Genomic DNA, 14,947 nt, shown 5'->3' with positions numbered 1-14,947 from the left:
ATCAAAAACCAAATTTTTCCTCAACCTTTTTTTCAATAAGCTTCGATATTTGCAAATATCTCGATCGTTGTGTATTATTGTCAATAGGCAGACTTTCTTGAGAGGGTCACTATGGCACTTTACACCGCGTCCTCATTCAAATCCGAACTCAATGACAAAGGCTGGCGGATGACTCCCCAACGGGAAACCATCTTGCACGTTTTTCAGAACCTCCCCAAAGGCAATCACCTGAGCGCCGAGGATTTGTACACTTTGTTAAAAAATCGCGGAGAAAACATTAGCTTGTCCACCATTTACCGAACTTTAAAGTTAATGGCAAGGATGAGCCTGCTCCGCGAACTCGAACTAGCCGAAGGTCACAAACACTATGAAATAAATCAGCCTTACCCGCACCACCACCACCACTTAGTCTGCGTTCAGTGCAACAGAACGATCGAATTTAACAACGATTCGATTTTGAAAATTGGCATGAAGCAATCTGAAAAGTCTGGGTTGCACCTGCTAGACTGCCAGCTAACCATTCATACGGTGTGCCACGAAGCTTTGCGGATGGGATGGCCGTCTTTGGTTTCCAGCAATTGGTCTTGTCCGAGGTCGATCGCCCAGAACGGCAGCAGCGCCCCGGATTCAATCGAGTAAGAGTACACTATTTTCGCATTTCAAGTACGGCTTGTTACAAGTCTTAACAAAAATGGGTAGGTCAAGTGCGATCGCAGTTACGCAGAAACCGGGTTTCTTCAGAAAAATACATCATTTCAGGAATGAGTCGGAAACCAGAAACCCGATTTCTTTGATGTAGCGTCCGCAAGCCTGGGGCTAAAAAGTTTGGCTCAACAAATCGTCGCTGCTGACCCCGCAACTGCGCTGAGCTCGATCGAGCGCATCTTTCGTCGGAGCATCGAAAACTCCGCCGATGGGGCCTGTGTAAAAGCCGAGGTCTTGCAGCCGCCTTTGTCATTGCTGAATGCTCGATCGAGAGTTAAAACTGCTGCTAATTGGAACAGCACGAACAGCCGCCCGCCCAGGTAATCCGTTTTGGAGCGCAACCAAAGTCGCCGGAGTGGCAATTCCCGTCGCCGGTGACAAATTGCGTTCCTGCTGAAACGACAGCACCGCAAACTCGGTCTCGGCTCCAAATACTCGGTTCACTGCCCAGTATCGCCCCGTCGCAGACCAGCAGCGATTTGCTGCACAGGCGCGGAGGCCTGCCTGTTGGCTTGCCGCAAAGCCGATCGAGTGCTGCGATCGACCCTTCCAGTCCCGAACAGCCCGCTATCCCTCTGAAAGCGGATCAAAGCTGCTTGAGTTGGTCGATCGAACCAACCGTGAATCTGGCTCCTGTAATAACCCAATTCTTGCAGCCGCCGCTGCACAAATTCTACTTGTCGGCCTCTATCGCCCAGCTCCAGAAAATCTTCGGCATTACTCTGCTGGTCATCTTCCTCAGTCCATGAGGTAATTTCAGCTTGCCTCATCTGGGCATCGATAGCAGTCAAAGTAGCAGTGTCAGCGCAGCCGTCAGAAACCAGATTGTAATCTTGCTGAAAACGAGTCACAGCGTAGAGAGTGCGTTCGCGAAACTTGCCGTCAACGCCGCCTTCAAAATAGCCCAAAGCTTTTAACTGCCGCTGGATCAAGTCTACCGTCGCTCCTGTGTCCCCGAACCGCAGCCCCTTGCAACCCCCATTTCCCGAAATATCCCCCGGATGGGTAACGGGGGGAATCGGGCTGGTGGAACCAAACAGTAAAGCTAAAGTTTGCCTGTCAGCAACTCCAGTCACCCGCAATTGATTAATTCGCTGGAAGTATCTAACCGCATTGAGAGTAACTTCGCGAAAACTCCCTGTGGGATGCGTGTTGAAGTAGCCTAGTTGCTTCAATCTGTGCTGGAGAGCAGAAACTTCTGCACCCGCGTCTCCAAAACGCAGCTCGCTATAGTTTGTATAGTATGTTGTCAAAGAGGTTTTAAAAGGTCGATCGTCATCGGCAAGACTGTTGAGTGCTATCACAGTAGATCGATCGGGCCTGCCAGTCAGCGACAGTTGATAGTCTCGCTGAAAATTAGTCAGAGCTTGTCTAGTAACCGGGCCGAGTTGACCTGTCGAAGACCTGGGAAAATAGCCGAGTTCCCGCAACCTGTCTTGAACCGATCGCAAATTTGGGTTTCTCGGATCTATTTGAGCAAAAGCCGAACCGGCTGCACTCAAAACCGACAGCATCAAAGCCAGAGACAGCAAACGGATATAAGTCTGAGTCGATCGGTTTTGCCACTGGGGCGCATCAAAAATTTTCGACTCTGCGGGTGCTTCGCAAACAAGAGCAAGTTCGAGGTAGGCGAGGGATTCCATAACTTTTTAGTGTGAAATTGTGGTTGGGGTGTAGGAGCAAACTCAAGCTGAGCTTGGGGCTGCTGCGGATCGATCGAGGCTAAGTTTTACCTGTTTGCGCGAAGCACCCGTTTTTGAAAAAATTTGCCTTCAAAAATAATTACAGGTAACAACCAAGATAGCATCGCTATTTATAAAGACGCGAGTGTCAAGAAAAAAGTTTGCAGGCATAGTCTTAGCCTTTGAGGCCAAAAGACGATAAGTTCTAGGGTAGTGCTGGCTAATATTTTATCTGGCTGCCGCTGAAATTACCACAAGACTTGCGCGCAGGCTGTCATTACCTTAATTTGTTGTCTGGGAAAGAGCCTGAAAGCGCAGGTTTTTTGTTAGTTAATAAACGCGGTTTCTTCATGTTGCGAGTGCGTCTAGGAAAGTACCGCCGATCGACCGAAAAACGAGCCAATAAAAATCCCCACCTTTGCTAGTTGCAAATAGGACGGGGATTTTTTGATAAGTTGACTTTGTATTAAAAAATCGACATTGCTTAAATCAAGCCGAACCGATCGCAAATTAAAGCTATTCCCGCTGCAAAAACAGTAATTCCGATGGCTACCAGCGGGTTTTGCCCTCTGCTCACCGCAAAAGAGGTAACGACCCCAGCTCCCAGAGCCGCAGTAACAGCAGCAGTAGCCAAATCTCGATCGGGACGTTTATCGTACATATTTTTATTGTTGGTAGTTGTTAAGCTGAAAACTTACATCTTGGGATCAAAGCTACCACTCTTGTCTGTGCTGCGGTGACAACAGCCTGCATTTTGCAACTAACCTTAAAATTTTGCTAAGTTTCTTAACATACTCTTATTAATAACATAAGTTAAGATTATGTATTTTCGAGTTTTTCTGTTGAGTTTTAGCTATTGAAACCTTATGTCCTCTGAGCTTTTATGAAAAATTCAGGATTTTGCAGAGGCGATCGCACCTACAGTCTCAGCGTCTGCTGACTGCAATCCCAAATATCGTCAATAAATTTAACTTGACTTGTGGTTGAAAATGTGTATAGCTATTTGAAACAAAAGACAGGAAAAAACCCGGCGTTAGTGAACAATTTTCACACTGAAATTGCTTCGCGGCCCTCACAACGAGAGGAGTATATTTTTGTCTAAGTCCTATTCGTCCTCAACTTTTTCAGTATTACCGCCTTTGACCCAACCTTCGCGATTGCCATCCTCAACCCGAATTCGCTGCCACTCTTTGTCCGGCGACTCTTCCAAAACCACGACTTTTTCCTTGTAACCAACGCCGCCAATACGGTTCGAGTCTCGGTTGCCACTATCCCGGAGAATTAAGCCGATCGGCTGAGTTACCATCGCTCGGTAAGCTCCCGGTTCCAGCGGTTTCGGAGACGGGGCATCGCTAGATGTAGAAACAGGGCTGGCCTGGGCTGTTGACTTCGGCGCAGCGCCTGCAATCTGAACTGCTGTTTTGTCGTTGGGAAAAACAGGTCTTTCGGGCGCAGTAGTTAGCTTAGCGGCAAAGTAAAGTGCAGCCGCCACGCTAGCACCTGCCATCAGGACGATCGCTAGCAGAAAACCCACTAAAAATTTGAAAACGCTATATATACTGTTCATAAAACCGCAAATGAAGGAAGTTCGGCAACGGATTCTGTAACGGATGTAACGGATGTAACGGATGTCAGGCAGAAGGCAGAAGGCAGAAGGCAGAAGGGGAGAGGGAAGAAGGTTGACTGTTGAGTGTTGACTGCTGAATGTTGAGTAAAATCTGGTAACTGCCAACTGACAACTGGCTACTAACTACTGACTGCTGACTGCTGACTTCAAAAGCTTACCCCTGAATCCGGCGGCTCAAACTGCCGTATCTAGAAGCAAGGCGAGCTTTCCCAGCAGCGGCCCAATCTTGGAGAAACTGGATTTGTTCTTGAGCCGTTCTGGCTAAGGGCACCATCTGACTGGCTGATTCTAAAATATCATCTGTCGTAAAGTCTCGATTTTGGCTAAACCCAATGTGCATTGCTTCAATCAAAGTTTGCTCGATTTCTGCCCCTGAAAAATCGGGAGTTTCGTAAGCCAAGCGCTCTACATCGTAATTTTTGATAATGTGCGATCGCAGCCGCAACAAATGTACCTCAAAAATCGCCCGCCGTTCCTCCTGGCTGGGCAAACCCACAAAAAATATTTCGTCAAACCTGCCTTTTCTGAGCATTTCCGGTGGCAAAGACTGGATGTTGTTGGCCGTTGCGACTACAAACACCGGCGAAGTTTTTTCGGCCAACCAACTAATAAAAGTTCCGAACACGCGGCTGGTTGTCCCCGAATCGCCTTTACCGTCCAATCCCGCAAAAGCTTTGTCAATCTCGTCTATCCACAGCACGCAGGGCGCCAAAGCTTCGGCTAGCTGAATCATTTGTCTGGTGCGCGATTCCGATTCTCCGACTAATCCGGCAAACAAACGCCCGACATCCAAGCGCAGCAAAGGCAAATGCCAGTGGTGGGCGATCGCCTTTGCTGTTAAGGATTTTCCGGTTCCTTGAATTCCGACTAACAACAAACCTCTGGGATGCGGCAAACCGTATTGGCGGGCTCGATCGGTAAAAGCACCGCCGCGCCGCAGCAGCCACTCTTTGAGATTGTCCAAACCGCCGATATCGGAGATATTTTCGCGGGCTGGGTAAAAATCCAGAATTTGAGTTTGGCGAATGGTTTGGCGCTTTTCTTCTAAAATCAGTTCCGCGTCGTCGGGATGGAGTTCGCCTCTGGTGGCGATCGCCTTTGCCAAAACTCGGCGGATTCGTTCGATCGACAGCCCTTGACAGGAGCGCACCGTTTCGTCCAGCAAACGCCCCTCAATGGCTTGTCCGGTAGCCCCTAGCAGTCTTTCCACCTCAATTTTGATTTCCGCCGCCGCAGGCAGGGGAAACTCCAAAACTGTCATTACTTCGCTGAGGTCTTCCGGGATCGAAATTAGAGGAGATACGATGACAATATTTTTGGGGACTGATTTGAGGAGTCTCGCCAAATTCCGCAGCTTGCGGGAAATTGAGACATCTTCCAAAAACCGCTGAAAGTCGCGCAGAATAAAGATTGCAGGCGCGGTGGCGGGCAATTTTTCGAGAAATTCCAAAGCTTGCAGCGGGTTGCGCTTGCCAAAACCGGCATCGTTGGGATTGCCTTGGTAGCCATCAACAAAATCCCAGATGTATACGGCGCGAGAACCTTGTTTTTTGGCACTTTGGGCGATCGCCGCTTCTACGCGCTCTTCTTCCCGCGTGGGAATGTAAATTAGGGGGTAGCGCGATCGTAGCAGCAGTTCAAACTCGTCGTTAAAAATAGTCATTAGTTATTAGTCATTAGTCATTAGTCATTAGTCATTTGTTTTTAGTCATTAGTCATTAGTCATTAGTCATTGGTTTTTAGGTTTTAGGTTTTAGCTGGTGTTATTTTTGGTTTTCGTTATTCTACAGTTATTAGTTTTTAGCTAATGACTAATGACTATTGACTCATGACTGTTGACTGCTGACTATTTACTAAGGCAATTGCCGTTTAAGTGCTTCCAGAGACGCCCAGCGACTGTCAGAGACTGTTTCTGAGCTTTCTGTATTTGCATCATCAGTTAAAGAAATTCCCGGACATTCAGTATCACATATCTGTTTGTGCGGCAGTTCCAAACACATTTGCTCGTACACCCAATCGCTGGGAGAGAAATAGCCGGCTGGGGACAAATTCTCCACCAAATCTTCAAAATCAACTTCAAATTCTCCTGAACTTGAATCAAGCTGATTCGCTTTTTCTTCAAGCCAGATTAGTTCCGATGATTGCAGTGCCAAACGGTGATTGTATTGTTTCAAGCATCTATGGCAGGTGAGAGTAACAATTGTTTCTGCTTTCGCCTTCACCTCAAGATAATTTCCTTGGTGAGTCACTTGCAGTCGCCCCCGCACCGGAGTAAGAGTTTCTAAATCGGGGATAAATTCTTCAAAATCAATTACCTCTTTTCGCTCTGTTTTTGTGAGTAGATGAGGAATATAAATTGTCTCCATAATAATCTTTAGCCCTTTTATTCTCCTCGTCTCAAGGCAAAAGTCAAAAGTCAAAAGGAATAGCTAATTTTTCGCTTTTTCCTTTTTCCTTTTTCTCTTTTTCCTTTTTTCTCTTTTTCCCTGTTTACCAGAAAGAATTGGTTTAAAGCCTCTCCCCGATTGGGAGAAATTAAAAGAAGACTATTCATTACTCCAATCCTCTTCCTTCCAGGTAGAGGTCGCTACCCGTGCGGTCAACTGTCAACTGTCAACTGTCAACTGTCAACTGAACGTCAGCGCAGCCGCACTACCAAACGCCGATCGGGTTCTTGTCCTTGACTGTAAGTTTCTATGTCCTCGCATTCGCTCAAAAAGCTGTGGACTTGACGGCGTTCTGCCGAAGACAGGGATTTGAGTTCAAATTCAACTCCCGTCGATCGCGCTTGCTCTGCTGCGTACTCTGCCATCGATCGCAATTCCTCTTGACGGCGGATGCGATAACCATTGAGTTCGACTGTATAAGGAAGTGACTCCTCTACATCCTGACCTATATTCTGAACCGTGTTGCAGAGGTACTGAATGGCATCTATTACATTGCCGTCAGACCCGACTAAAATTGCAACTTGTTCTGCCGTCAGATTGCTTTCATCTATTGTCATCCAATAGCAATCTTTTTGTTGTTCGCATACCACTTTTGACGGAATGGCGGACAGTTGTAACAGTTCTTCTAACCATTGCTGTCCGCGCTGCATTTGAGAGTCTTTCATTGTTGTTAAAATCAAGCCTTTTTCTTGGCACGCTTGGGCTCAAAGGGAATGGCATCTAATCCCTGGTCTTTTTTGGTTTTCGCCTCTGCTTCGTCCACTATTTTTTGCAGGTTTTCGGGCAGCGGTTCTCTGGACAAAATGAACGACTGAACAGTCTGGAAGATGTTAGCAATCAGCATATACATCAACACGCCAGCGGGCAGCGGGAAGAACAAAAACATCCCCGAAAATATGACAGGCGTTAGTTTGTTGACTGTAGCCTGTTGGGGGTTGTCGTTTGGCCCTTGTGCTTGTCCCGAAAGAGTTTGGTTGATGTACAAACTGATGCCGAAGCCCAGAATCATCACCAAAATATCCCAGTGGATTGTACCGTCGGAGTCGATCGCGCCAACGCGACCTAGAGCTTCAATAAACAGGAATCCTTTGTTAGCAGCCAATCCGGGGATTGTGCCTTGAACTGTGGCTTCACCGGGCGCTAAGGCCGTGATGTTGCCCTGTTCGTCTACCTTGACAGTTTCTTCGCCTTTGATGACTTTCCAGCGGGGTTCAAAGTCTATTTCGCTCTTATTTTCTGTCGCTAGAGCTTGGAGAGGTTTGCCTTCTGTAGTTTGAAAATCAATCTTGGTGGTGTCGCCGACTGCGATTTTGTCGCCGCCTGGAATCACGCCCACAACTGGAGCATGAAAAGTACCTGTGACGTAAATATTTTGGGGCGGTGTAGCAAAAGCTTGCGGTTGAACAGTTTCGATTTGTTCTTTCGGCAAAACTTGAACGTTGACGCTGTAATTTATGTCAGAAAACGGCGAACCCCTGAGTGTTGCAAAAAGTGCAAACAGCACTGGCATTTGCAGTACCAACGGGAAGCATCCTGCTAGAGGATTGCCAAATTCTTTGTATACTTTGCTCATTTCCTCCTGCTGTTTTGCAGGATTTTCTTTATAGAGTTTTTGAATTTGATCTACTCGCTCTTTCATCAACGGCTGCGCTACTTTCATGCGCCGCATATTGCGAAGAGAGCCTGCATTGAGAGGATAAAGAGCAAAGCGAATCACGAGCGTCAGAGCTACGATCGCTAAACCGTAGCTTGGCACGATCCCGTAGAAAAAATCTAGGATCGGGAGCATGAGGTTGTTGGAGAGAAACGAGATACCAAAATCCATTCGCTGTTCGTTAATTTAGGTGCTCTATGTTTGCGGTTGAGAACTATTTTTACTCGCTGAACGCGAGCCGCCTCAACTTTTATGGTTTTGTCTCTATCTTAGGACATTGCCCGTCGATCGACCGCCCGGCCTGCGGGTATTTTGTTATGAGTTTGCCAATAATCGCACTCACTTTACCCTGATTTGAGGACGAAGCGGTTCGGTTATTTAGCTTGAGCCGCGTTTGCTTTTTGAGCTGCTGCGGGCAGTTTTTCGTTAATGTAGTCATACATTGCTCGAAATTTCGGAATAGCTCTGAGTTCCAAGCGGCTGCCATTTTTCATGGTGAGCACCATGTCTCCGTAACTCCCGAAACCGCGAGGTACTGTGACGATTTTGACTATATCTGAGTAGATAACGTCTGTCCGATCGCCCCCCATCCAACCGCTAGTTACGGACACTCGGCGACTCGTGATCCGATACCGCAGCCACAGAGCCCTGACAATTGCTCCTACTGCGAGGGGGATTCCGACGACTGTCAGCCCTAGGAGTAAGTTGACGATCAAGTCTCCGGGCGCGGGGCCGCCTTCATAATATACTTCCTCTCGAATTCCCATCTAGTACCTCGGCTTCTACCAACAACTGCTCTAATTCTTGCAGAATTTCTGCATAATTGCACTCTTGTGCGATCGGACGCACGACTATTACTAAATCCCAGCCGAATTTTAATCGCGGCAATAGCTGTCGCAAAGCTGCCCGAATCTGGCGTTTAATCCGGTTGCGGACTACAGCGCGCTTGCTAACTTTCAGGCTGATAGAAATGCCTGTGCGAGTTGGCTGCAAGGATTTTTTGGCTGTCGGTTTGGCTAATTCGGCGCTTTTGGGTTTGCGCAGAGCTCTTAAGCTGAAATGAGCGGAGTTGCGGCGCATTCCCTTGCGGTAGACGGCGCTGAAGTCTTTTCGGTGCTTGAGTCGGTTTGTAGGAGGCAACATGGCGTAGGGCGATCGTTGAGGCTTCTCAACTTGGATGCAGTGCTAGACTGCGAGGCGGTGGCGACCTTTGCTGCGGCGGGCTTTGATTACCAATCGACCGGTTGCGGTGCGCATTCTGGCGCGAAAACCCGATGTTCTTTTTCTTTTGCGGCTGGTTCCGTGCAGGGTTTGCTGTGTCATTTTGATTTCTCCGGGCTTGTTACTTTACTTTTGATTAATATTCACAATCTTCTAGTTTACCATAGAGTGGTTTTATTAGCAATAATATTTTTATGGGTTGAGATGTAATGAGAGTAAGAGTGAAGTTGCGGTATTTTTGTATTATATTAAGTATTATACCGAAACTGCGATACAATTATAAGTTACACAGACAAAGCCATCTTCTACTTAAAGTATTTCTATTCCTATTTGCTTTTGCCTTAGATAGCGGTTTAGTTAAGATTGTGAAAAAAGCTCCATTACCGTAATGACAAAGTTACCTAAACGTACAGACGCTCAGAGAATTGGTGGAAGTGCTGCTGACCTTCTTAGTTCAGTTTTAACTGATTTTTGTAATGTTATTGCTGTTCCACAAGATCGGGATATGGGGATTGATTTCATTTGTGAGCTTATTCAAGAAGAGTACCCAACTGGAAAGTTATTTAACGTTCAATGCAAAGGTACAGAAGAGTCTGAAATCAAAGGCGATTCAATTCGAGTTCCTATTGCTGTAACGACTCTTAATTATTGGTTGATCCAGCCAAATCCTACATTTTTAGTTGTAGTCGATCTTCAAACTTGCAGTTTCTATTGGTCTTTTCCAAAGGATTTTCTTAGCTCGCTTAATAAAAACTGGCAAGAACAAAAAAGGGTTTCGATTCCGGTTCCTCTTCAAAATCGTTTTGAGCAAGATGTAGATGCACTGCCTGCTCAATTGGTATCAATAGTTAATATGCAAGCTTCAGCTACTCCTCGGCAGGGCGATTATCTGGGAACATTGACGCTGGAATTTGACAGCTCATCCTCGCGAGAGAGAATGACTATCAAAGGATTAATGCATTACTACTTAGAAGGTAGTCGAATCGCTAATGCCAAGTGTGGATATGGAAGCCCTGGTTTTCCAGTTACAGTCTATGCACAAACATTCGGTGGTGAAGGATATAGTAAGGAAGTTAAAGCTATAGCTTGGGGTGAGTTAAAAGGAGGAGAAGCTATCCTACTGCAAATGCCATTTGAAAGAAATTATATTCTTAGTCATGAAACCTTTGAAAAAATATGTTATTTACTAAGCCTTGACTTTACTAATTGCGAGCTACATAAAAATCTCATGTCACGCGGAGGTTATCCTGGGGGAAGCATTTCAGTAATAGTAGAGGGAAGGCATATTTCAGCAATAGCTTGGTATGAAATACCACCAGGTAAATTAAATCTTTTCAAGGTGGATGGACAGTGGTATGCCATTAGCCTTGTGGCTCGTAAAACAGTCTCTACGGAAACAAGGGAAAGGAGGACTGGTAGTTATCTGCATCCCGATCCGAGAAGAGATATACTTTGGCACTATTTTGATTTGTCTGGACGTAAATACTCTTTATCCTTGAAGTTTCCAAACACGCTTTAAGTTTGACTAGCTGGTGAACGAGGAGATTTCGGTTTCGTTTTCACTACCATATCCCTAACTTTCCAAGATGATATAGCAAGGGCGATCGACCTTAACCGAAAAAAATCAAATCCCCGACTTCTAAATTCATCCGTGTATCCGTGTCAACATCCGTGTCGTGCCTTCCCTCATTTCAGTTCAACATTTACCGTCGAGCATAATATAGTTGCTGAAAAAAGTTCGATCGCCCTTCGCGCAAAATAGCGAAAAATAAAACAACAGCACGGATACACGGATGATATTAGACCTCTTGCAAAAATAACTAGGACGGGCAAGATGCCCATCCCACAAAAAACATTTTCCTTGTGGAACGGGCCGGAGAGCCCGTTCCAAAATTTGATTAAAAGGACTTTTGCAAGAGGTCTATTGCAAGGACGATCGTAATACGCAGTAAAATATCAGCAAAGACTTCCGACCAGGAGTTAATATGGAAATCCGAATTGAACCTTACGACGCTCATCAACTTGATGCAGTCATTCGTCTGTCGCTGCGAGCATGGGCTCCGGTCTTTGATTCGATTCAGAACGTGTTGAACGCTGATGTGTACCGGGCATTCTATCCCGATCATTGGCGTGTGAGCCAACAAAAGGCTGTCGAGAATATCTGCGCTGCGGAGGACACAAATGTATGGGTTGCGATTGCGCTCGACGCTGGTTCAACCGTGGGCTTTGTAGCCGTAAAACTACACTCGGAGGACAGTATGGGTGAAATCTACATGGTTGCTGTCGATCCAGACTTTCAAGGTCAAGGCATTGGCACCGATCTGATAGAATTTGCTCTCAATTGGATGAAAGATGCTGGAATGTCTGTTGCTATGGTCGAGACCGGAGGCGATCCCGGTCATGAAAGAGCACGTCGTACCTACGAAAAGGTGGGCTTCGAGCTGTTACCAGTCGCCAGATACTTCAAGAAGCTTTAAATCCGCAGGGATGAAAGACGAGCAAGAAACTGCGTAATTCCGTGTCAACATCCGTGCTCTTCCCTTATTTCAGTTCAACATTTACCGTAGCAGACATCCCCGGTGCAATTCGCGATTCATAGCCTTTAATGCTTTCGGCATCAAACACAACTTTTACCGGAATCCGCTGCACAACTTTGGTGAAGTTTCCCGTAGCATTATCGGGAGGCAATAAGGAGAATTGAGCGCCAGAAGCAGGGGAGAAACTATCGAGATGACCTTCAAATTTGCGACCACCAAAAGCATCTAATTTGATTTCTACTTTTTGGCCTGGTTTCATGTTTGCTAGTTGCGTTTCTTTGAAGTTGGCAATTATCCACAAATCGTTGCTGACGATCGCCATTAACGGCGTTCCCGGCTGCACCCGCTGCCCGACTTCAACCGACTTGCGGCCGATTTGTCCGGCGGCTGGTGCGGTGATATTCGTGTAAGAAAGTTGCAGTTGAGCGTCTTTAACTGATGCTTCCGATTGGGCGATCGCAGCTTTAGCAGCATCATACTGCGATCGGCTGACTTTAGTTTGTTCGCCCGTAGCTTCAGCTTGTTGCAATCCGCCCTTTGATGCAGCAAGTTTGGCTTCGGCGGTGCTGATGCCTTCTTGCGCTACGGCGACTTTAGCTTGAGCGCTGGCGATGCCGACTTTGGCTTGCGCTACTTGGGCTTCGGCTTGTTTTACTCCTTCTTGAGCTTGGGCTACTGCTGCTTGGGCTTCGGTTACGCCTTCTTTGGCTTGGGCTAACCGTGCTCTAGCTTGGGCAATTCCTTGTTGGGCTGCGGTGGTTTGGCCTTGAGCTACTTCGTAAGCGGCTCTCGCTGCGTCTAGTTGCTGGCGGGCGATCGCACCTTCTTCCTGCAAGCTTTCGTACCGTCTGTAATCAGCTTGCGTCTTGACGAGGTTGGCTTGCGCTTGTGCTAGCTGAGCTTGCGCCGCAGCAATGCCGGCTTCGGCTTCCGTAACTTTGGCTTGAGCTTGCGGTATTCCGGCTTGAGCTTGGGCGACTTTGGCGATGGCGGCGGGCACGCCAGCTTCGGCTTGGGCTACTACTGCTTCGGCAGCGGGCACGCCTTGTTGGGCTTCTCTAATTGCTGCTTGGGCGGTGGAAATGGCAGCGTTGGCGCTGCCGATATCTCCTTGAGCTTGGGCAGTTTTGCCTTGGCTGGTTTGGGCGGCTAGGGAAATATTGGCTTCGGCTGCTTCGGCTTGGCGGCGGGCGTTTTCTAAGGCGGCTTGGGCTTGTTGGACTTTAACTTGGTAGTCGCGGGGGTCAAGTTCGATCAGCAGTTGTCCGGGTTTTACTTGTTGGTTGTCTTGTACTAAGACTTCGCCGACAGTACCGTTGATGCGGCTGCTGACTTGGTGGATGTGTCCGGCAACTGTAGCATTGTCGGTTTCTTGGTGGATGGAGGCGTATTGCCAGTAGTGGTAGCCGAAGCTGCCGGCTGCGATCGCCCCTATGCCCAGCGCTGCGAAAATCAGCGGTTTCTTGGACTTTTTCTTGGGTGTTGCAGCGGCCGGTAGGGGTGCTTGCAGTTCTGTTTCTGCGTCTGTTTTGAACTCGGCGGGGGTGCTGATTTCTGTCTCTGGGACGGGGATTACTGGCAGGCTTTTAGCTTGGGTGTCGTCGATCGGCTTTTCTAAGAGGGCGACTGCTTTGCCGTTACCGTTGAATTCTGGGTTGGTTTCGTTTGTGCCTTTCATGGTACTTGACTCCTGATACTTTAGTTAGATGATGTTTGTTTAGGGTACGTAGTTTTTATTTAGTAAGACGGCTTTTTTTAAGAGTGCGTAGTATTTTGCGGTTATTTGTAATGTAGTGGAGGTAGATGCTGCTGCGCTTCACTCGAAAGAGCGATTTGTCGGTTTAGGAAAGATTGAGGATCGCGATATCGATGAGTTGTGAGAAGCGTTCTCGATCGGCCTTTGAAATTCCACTCATTGACTTCTCTCTGATATTGGCTACCAGTGGCGGCAGCACGTCTTGCAGTTCCCTGCCTGCATCCGTCAGCCAAATTCGCCAAATGCGCCGATCGCGGGTGTCTCTCTCCCGGCGGACTAAATCTCTTTCTTCCATGCGATCGATCACCCCTGTCAGTGTCCCGCCCACTTGTTGCAGTTTGTCGCCAATACTGGAAGTCGGCAAACCATCTTCTTGCCACAAGCAGCACAGTACCAGCCAGTGAAAAGATGTCAATCCAAAGGGTTCGAGTACCTCTTGCAGCCTGCGAGTACCTAGCTGCCCCAGCAGTTTGAGCCGGTAGCCGATGCTGTGGGGGGCGAGAACGTCGTGCCACTGAGCTAGATTTGTGCGATCGACAGTGGGTGCAGTAACCATAGGTTTATTAGTTAGTGTTCGTATTATTAGAGTAAGATATTTTTTGGAAGCTGTCAAGGGGCGATCGCAGGTTTTTTGGCGAGGCTAACAGCCGAGTGCCGGATGTCCGCCCCAGGAAGTGTGTTTACATTTCTTAATTTTTCTTAAACTAGAAAGGGTAAATCTAGTTTGCGATCTGAATTTATGTTGCTTCCAGCCGATCGACGCACCAAGTTAGACGACACCGACGATACACTGTTCTATTCATCTCCTCGGTTTGTGACTCATGTAGATGACGGGTTTATCCAGCAACTAACCGATTTGTATCGGCAACGCTTGAAACCGAATACTCGGGTTTTTGATATGATGAGCAGTTGGGTTTCTCATCTACCCGACGAGATGCAATTTGCCCATGTCGAAGGACACGGATTGAATGAAGAGGAATTGGCAAAAAATCCCCGGCTGAATCATTATTTCGTGCAGAATTTGAACGCAAATCCCAAATTGCCATTGCCGGATGCAGAGTTTGACGCCGTTGTCAACTGCGTTTCGGTACAGTATTTGCAGCACCCGGATGCGATTTTTGCCGAGATTCACCGGATTTTAAAGCCTGGTGGAGTAGCAATTTTTAGCTTTTCCAACCGGATGTTTTATCAAAAGGCGATCGCAGCTTGGCGGGAAGGTTCGGAGGGCGATCGGGTAGAATGGCTCTCCTGACTTTATGGTGTATAATGTAACAAACAATACATTTGCTGTCATGGACTTTTATTTGGACTATATATT

Annotated in this window: 17 protein-coding genes and 1 pseudogene; 4 read left to right on the top strand and 14 right to left on the bottom strand. The window is 47.3% G+C overall.

The window, feature by feature from the left end:
* Positions 1–111 precede the first annotated feature (111 nt).
* A complete protein-coding gene (locus tag QUB70_RS15580; RefSeq protein ID WP_332981668.1) occupies positions 112–639 on the top strand; it encodes a transcriptional repressor in 528 nt (175 codons plus the stop codon).
* A 177-nt stretch (positions 640–816) separates the two neighbouring features.
* Here QUB70_RS15580 and QUB70_RS32715 read toward each other — a convergent pair whose 3' ends face one another.
* The 12 genes from QUB70_RS32715 to rpmH form a co-directional block, all read right to left on the bottom strand.
* Entirely contained in the window at positions 817–945 is a 129-nt protein-coding gene (locus tag QUB70_RS32715; protein WP_442927789.1) for a peptidoglycan-binding domain-containing protein, read from the bottom strand.
* Positions 946–954: 9 nt separating this feature from the next.
* Entirely contained in the window at positions 955–1,149 is a 195-nt protein-coding gene (locus QUB70_RS15575; RefSeq protein WP_332981666.1) for a peptidoglycan-binding domain-containing protein, read from the bottom strand.
* Positions 1,146–2,348 (bottom strand): peptidoglycan-binding domain-containing protein, encoded by a 1,203-nt coding sequence (locus QUB70_RS15570; RefSeq protein WP_332981665.1) that lies wholly within the window; start codon positions 2,346–2,348, stop codon positions 1,146–1,148. Before QUB70_RS15570 ends, QUB70_RS15575 begins: the two co-directional genes overlap by 4 nt.
* A gap of 523 nt (positions 2,349–2,871) precedes the next feature.
* Entirely contained in the window at positions 2,872–3,048 is a 177-nt protein-coding gene (locus QUB70_RS15565; protein ID WP_332981661.1) for a hypothetical protein, read from the bottom strand.
* 444 nt (positions 3,049–3,492) lie between these two features.
* Positions 3,493–3,954 carry an SH3 domain-containing protein gene (locus QUB70_RS15560; RefSeq protein ID WP_332981657.1) on the bottom strand — a complete coding sequence of 154 codons (462 nt, stop codon included), beginning with the start codon at positions 3,952–3,954 and terminating at the stop codon, positions 3,493–3,495.
* A 214-nt stretch (positions 3,955–4,168) separates the two neighbouring features.
* Positions 4,169–5,677 carry an AAA family ATPase gene (locus tag QUB70_RS15555; RefSeq protein WP_332981655.1) on the bottom strand — a complete coding sequence of 503 codons (1,509 nt, stop codon included), beginning with the start codon at positions 5,675–5,677 and terminating at the stop codon, positions 4,169–4,171.
* 190 nt (positions 5,678–5,867) lie between these two features.
* A complete protein-coding gene (locus QUB70_RS15550; RefSeq protein WP_332981652.1) occupies positions 5,868–6,380 on the bottom strand; it encodes a YceD family protein in 513 nt (170 codons plus the stop codon).
* Between the two features lie 272 nt (positions 6,381–6,652).
* On the bottom strand, positions 6,653–7,126 hold the full coding sequence (locus QUB70_RS15545) for a Jag family protein (RefSeq protein WP_332981650.1): 474 nt from the start codon (positions 7,124–7,126) through the stop codon (positions 6,653–6,655).
* 11 nt (positions 7,127–7,137) lie between these two features.
* On the bottom strand, positions 7,138–8,286 hold the full coding sequence (gene yidC / locus QUB70_RS15540; protein WP_332981649.1) for a membrane protein insertase YidC: 1,149 nt from the start codon (positions 8,284–8,286) through the stop codon (positions 7,138–7,140).
* Positions 8,287–8,489: 203 nt separating this feature from the next.
* On the bottom strand, positions 8,490–8,882 hold the full coding sequence (locus QUB70_RS15535) for a PH domain-containing protein (RefSeq protein WP_332981647.1): 393 nt from the start codon (positions 8,880–8,882) through the stop codon (positions 8,490–8,492).
* On the bottom strand, positions 8,854–9,258 hold the full coding sequence (rnpA, locus tag QUB70_RS15530; protein ID WP_332981645.1) for a ribonuclease P protein component: 405 nt from the start codon (positions 9,256–9,258) through the stop codon (positions 8,854–8,856). Before rnpA ends, QUB70_RS15535 begins: the two co-directional genes overlap by 29 nt.
* 42 nt (positions 9,259–9,300) lie before the next feature.
* Positions 9,301–9,438 (bottom strand): 50S ribosomal protein L34, encoded by a 138-nt coding sequence (gene rpmH, locus QUB70_RS15525; RefSeq protein ID WP_006632320.1) that lies wholly within the window; start codon positions 9,436–9,438, stop codon positions 9,301–9,303.
* A 286-nt stretch (positions 9,439–9,724) separates the two neighbouring features.
* Here rpmH and QUB70_RS15520 point away from each other — a divergent pair, with 286 nt between their 5' ends.
* Both QUB70_RS15520 and QUB70_RS15515 read left to right on the top strand, forming a co-directional pair.
* Complete coding sequence (locus QUB70_RS15520; RefSeq protein ID WP_332981644.1) at positions 9,725–10,855, top strand: DUF4365 domain-containing protein; 1,131 nt, start codon at positions 9,725–9,727, stop codon at positions 10,853–10,855.
* Between the two features lie 466 nt (positions 10,856–11,321).
* Entirely contained in the window at positions 11,322–11,813 is a 492-nt protein-coding gene (locus QUB70_RS15515; RefSeq protein ID WP_332981642.1) for a GNAT family N-acetyltransferase, read from the top strand.
* Between the two features lie 64 nt (positions 11,814–11,877).
* Here the strand turns inward: QUB70_RS15515 and QUB70_RS15510 are convergent, their stop codons facing one another.
* Together QUB70_RS15510 and QUB70_RS15505 are read right to left on the bottom strand one after the other, a co-directional pair.
* Positions 11,878–13,551, bottom strand: a complete 1,674-nt coding sequence (locus QUB70_RS15510) for an HlyD family secretion protein (RefSeq protein ID WP_332981640.1) — start codon at positions 13,549–13,551, stop codon at positions 11,878–11,880.
* 163 nt (positions 13,552–13,714) lie between these two features.
* Positions 13,715–14,185: a MarR family winged helix-turn-helix transcriptional regulator gene (locus tag QUB70_RS15505; RefSeq protein ID WP_332981638.1), complete on the bottom strand. Its 471-nt coding sequence runs from the start codon at positions 14,183–14,185 to the stop codon at positions 13,715–13,717.
* A 183-nt stretch (positions 14,186–14,368) separates the two neighbouring features.
* Between QUB70_RS15505 and QUB70_RS15500 the strand changes: the two are divergent.
* Positions 14,369–14,869, top strand: a pseudogene (locus QUB70_RS15500) (class I SAM-dependent methyltransferase); the annotation flags it as partial.
* Positions 14,870–14,947: the final 78 nt, after the last annotated feature.

The sequence above is a fragment of the Microcoleus sp. A003_D6 genome, from assembly GCF_036702825.1.
In the GTDB taxonomy this organism is placed as follows: domain Bacteria; phylum Cyanobacteriota; class Cyanobacteriia; order Cyanobacteriales; family Microcoleaceae; genus Microcoleus.
The sequence above is the reverse complement of the archived record's forward strand: the minus strand, read 5'-3'. Positions and strand labels throughout refer to the sequence as shown.